The following is a 4,115-nucleotide window of genomic DNA, read 5'->3' as shown; positions in this document are numbered from 1 at the left end:
TCTCCGTACCCACATCAAAATTATCGTGATAATTAGGTGTCAACGCATATTTCACACCCTGGGCATTCGTTCCCTGGGCAATAATAGTGGCTAATAAAGCTTTTGCATCAGCGAATTTATGCTCAAACATATAGGCTTTAGCCAAATAACAAGCTGCTGCCCATTTGTTTGCCTGGCCGGCAAGCGGTTGTTTTTCGTTCATATTAGCGTAACCAAATTGGAAATCAGCTTCTATTTGCGGCCATATGTCGGCAGTATTTGTAAGCGCGTTAAAGTTTACCGTGTTCTCATCTACATAAGGCACGTTGTTCCACATTTCTTTGGCTTCAAAATGAAAATGGCCGCGAAGGAAACGCGCTTCACCAATAGCTTCATTTTTTTCAGCATCGGTCATATCGGTTGCATGGCTGGCTGCAAGTATAACCGAATTGGCTCTCGCCACACCGTCATAAACCGCGGTCCATTTATCATCAAGAAAACCGCTTGTGGCCAATGGCTGATAATTTTCGATATTAAAACAATCGGGTACCTGGTGTGGTGGGCTTCCCGCAGCTCCACCCAAATAAGCGTCGCCCGAGGTTATATCACCATAAACCCAGTTAGTGCCCGACGTTCCCCACCAGGTACTTTTTACGTCGATACCGGTAAGATCGTGGTAAGCGCCGATCAATAGTTGCTGAACACCTGTTTTATTATAAAGATTATTAATGGTTAATGCGTTGCCCTGCGGAGGAACCTCAAGGAAACTTTTTTTGCAGGCTCCCAATAACGTCATTGAGATCAAACCTGCTATAGGAAATATTTTTTTCATGTCTTTTTTCAAATTAATGATGATCAATTTATAGACCCAGGTTTACACCGATCAGGAATTTTTGTGTAATAGGATAAGCTGTACCGTAATCTATTCCCATGTTGTTTGGGGTTCCGTCGTTAACTTCCGGATCCATGCCAGAGTATTTGGTAATAGTGAGCAGGTTAAATGCCTGCGCATACACCCTAAGCTTTTTAATTCCCTTTAACTTATTGAATGTATAACCTACTGTTGCAGTTTTAAGCCTCAGGTATGAACCGCTTTCAATAAAAAAGCTGGAAGGTTGAATGTCCTGGGCAGTTGAGTTCTGTGCAAAAATGGGTAAAGTAGCGTTTGGATTTGTTGGGCTCCAGGTATCTAAAGCTCCCTGCACCAAACCGCCTACACCTGTACCGTTCGCGTTAGGATATAGCTGCAACTCCTTTGCATAATTATATATCTTATTGCCGTACGAGCCCTGGAAAAATATGCCAATATCCAAATTTTTGTAATTAACATCTAAGTTATAACCGTATGTAAATTTAGGTATCGGGCTGCCCAAATAGGTTTCGTCGCTCGGATCTACCTTACCGTCGCCAGTTCGATCTTTATACATCACATGGCCCAAAGCGTTAGCTGATGTTATTCCTAATGCGTCTTCAGTGGCGTGGCTCGTTACGTCTGACGGGCTACGATAAAGTCCTTCGTAAACATAACCGTAAAACTCTCCGACCGAATGCCCAACTTCATCACGGTTAAGATAATTGGCACCGTTAGAACCTATAACGCCCTGCTGGAAGAATGCACCGGGAAGCCCATCAATATAATTGATATTATTTTTATCAGTTGCTATATTAAAGCCCATGCTGTATTTAACATCGCCAAAATGGTTATTGTAATTCAACTCCAACTCAATACCCTTATTGGTAAAATTCATTATATTTTCCAATGGCGATATTGCTGAACCCAAAGTTCCGGGAGTTGGCGGCGCATAAAGCAACTTATTGGTTGCCCTGTTAAACCAGTTAAATGACGCTGATAAGCTATTATGAAAAAATGCCGCATCGAACCCAATGTTGGTGGTTTTATTTTGTTCCCATTGCAAGGTTGGGTTACCTGCCTGGTATAGGTAATAGCCGTTGAGCGAAGTAGTATTTGTGCCCCCTAGGTCATAATTACCAAAAGTTCCGGTCTCAAGTAAAGAGAGATAAGCGCTGGATGGTATCTCGTCATTTCCTGAGGTACCATAAGAAGCCCTCAACTTAAGATCACTCAGCCAGGTCACATTTTTCAGGAAATTTTCCTGTGAAATGCGCCAGCCTGCACTTAACGCGCCGAAATTCCCGTATACATTATCAGGGCCAAATTTCGAGCTGCCGTCGCGCCTGCCTGTGGCGGTAAACAGGTATTTATCCATGTACGAATAGGTTATATTGCCAAATGTGGAAAGGCTTGTAGATTTATCTCCGCCGCCAAAAACCGGGATGCCCGGAAAACTGGTACCACTACCTAAATATTCCGTATTAACAGACGGATAAAGTATACCGTAAGCTTCACCACCGTAACTGCGTTCAACATTCTCACTAGCCTCATATCCTACAAACGCGCTAATATCATGTACTTTATTTATAGTAGTAGTGTACGATAGCTTATTTAACCAGCGCCAGTCCGTAGTATAATCACCACCTTCTGTAAAAATGTTGGTGGTACCCGGTATTGGCTCTTGTGGTTGCACAGGAGAATAACCATGGTATTCTGTTGGATATAACTGAAACCCGATCTGGTTAGTATACGTCAGCCCCTTTATAATATCAGCTTCGCCATAAGCCGAACCAACTATTGATTGCGCATAGCTTTTATTTGTTTTTGAATTTACCCTGTCATTGAAAGGATTACCTGTATTACCTAAAATAAGCGCATGGTTTGTACCGGAAACATTTCCCTGTATATCATATTGAGGTAACAGCGGCGATAACATATACAATTCCTGTATATCATTTGTAGCGCCGCGGTTAGTAGTGTTTTGAGAGGTGAAAGAGGCTTCTATGTTTTCGCCAAAACGCAACCATGGCTTTATTTTAAATTGAGTGTTTACCCTAAAGGAGTAGCGTTGAAAATAAGAGTTGAGCAAAGTACCTTTATCATTCAAATAACCCATTGTAACCGCATAATTGCTTTTGTCGGTAGCCCCGCTTAAAGACAAGTTATGATTTTGAGTTAACGATGGGTTAAACAATACATCCCACCAGTTTGTCCCTGTTTTATTGGCCTTAAGTATGCGATAGTTATCCTGATTATATAATGATGGATTAGCCAACGCGTTACCTGTGCTTACACCAATATTTCCGCTTCCATTATCATTTTCAATAATATAATCGGGCAAAACCGGCGTGGTTCCGGTGCCATAAAATGAAGAAACTGAAGTTGGGATAGCCACTCCCGAATTTTTATACGATGCATAAAGTGCATCGGCCTGTTGCTGCGGCGTAATGGTTTTAGGCAGGTTCTTCGGATTTTCATAGCCTACATAGCCGTCATACTGCAACTGTGGTGCACCTATTTTGCCCGATTTTGTAGTTATAACAATTACACCATTATCACCACGTGAGCCATAAAGGCCTGTTAATGACGGATCTTTTAAAACAGTAACTGATTCAATATCATTTGGATTGAGCAAGTTCGAAATATCTTCACTTGCAGGCCCAATTCTTACCTGTACACCATCTATAACATATAAGGGGTCATTATCACCTAATGTTCCGATACCGCGTATGCGTATAGATGCCGTGTTACCGGGGCCACCCTGGCCATCAACTACGACGCCTGCAACGCGGCCTTCCAAAGCGCCTTCAAGGCTGGTTACAGGCGTTTGTTGTATCACGCTGCCCTTTACGGTTGAAGCCGCTCCGGTAACATCATGTTTCGACTGCTTGGTATAACCGGTAACAATTACTTCGTCCAGGTTTTTAGCTTCAGGCTCCAGGCTTACACTAAGTTTAGTTTGGTCGCCTACTAAAATATCTTTAGCAACATAGCCCACAAAGCTAATGTGAAGTACATCTGTTTTGCTCGCGCTAATGGTAAATGTACCATTCACATCAGTACCTACGGCTGCGGTTTTGCCTTTTATCTGCACGGTAACCCCCGGCAGTGGCTGGCCTGTTTCGTCCTTAACGGTTCCCGCTACCGGGGATTGTGCATTTACAAACTGGCTGCTTAAGAGCAACAGTAGTAAAAACAGCACCTGTCGGCCAATACGGCCGGGCAATTTAAGTCTGGTTATTTTCATAATTTATTAATTAATTGGGTTTACAATTTCAATAGC

The 4,115-nt window shown here is 42.6% G+C and carries 2 protein-coding genes; both read right to left on the bottom strand.

Annotated features, from left to right (window positions below):
• The coding region (locus tag QZY09_RS02880) for a RagB/SusD family nutrient uptake outer membrane protein (RefSeq protein ID WP_295667838.1) at positions 1–811 on the bottom strand (811 nt) is incomplete at its 3' end.
• A 28-nt stretch (positions 812–839) separates the two neighbouring features.
• Entirely contained in the window at positions 840–4,079 is a 3,240-nt protein-coding gene (locus QZY09_RS02875) for a TonB-dependent receptor (RefSeq protein ID WP_295667836.1), read from the bottom strand.
• Between the last annotated feature and the right edge of the window lie 36 nt (positions 4,080–4,115).

The organism is uncultured Mucilaginibacter sp. (assembly GCF_903913935.1).
Taxonomy (GTDB): Bacteria; Bacteroidota; Bacteroidia; order Sphingobacteriales; family Sphingobacteriaceae; genus Mucilaginibacter.
This window is presented reverse-complemented; position numbering and strand designations above follow the sequence as displayed.

Bases quoted from the DNA above. Each gene is read 5' to 3' on its own strand.
- QZY09_RS02875 (WP_295667836.1), bottom strand. From the start codon at position 4,079: ATGAAAATAACCAGACTTAAATTGCCCGGCCGTATTGGCCGACAGGTG.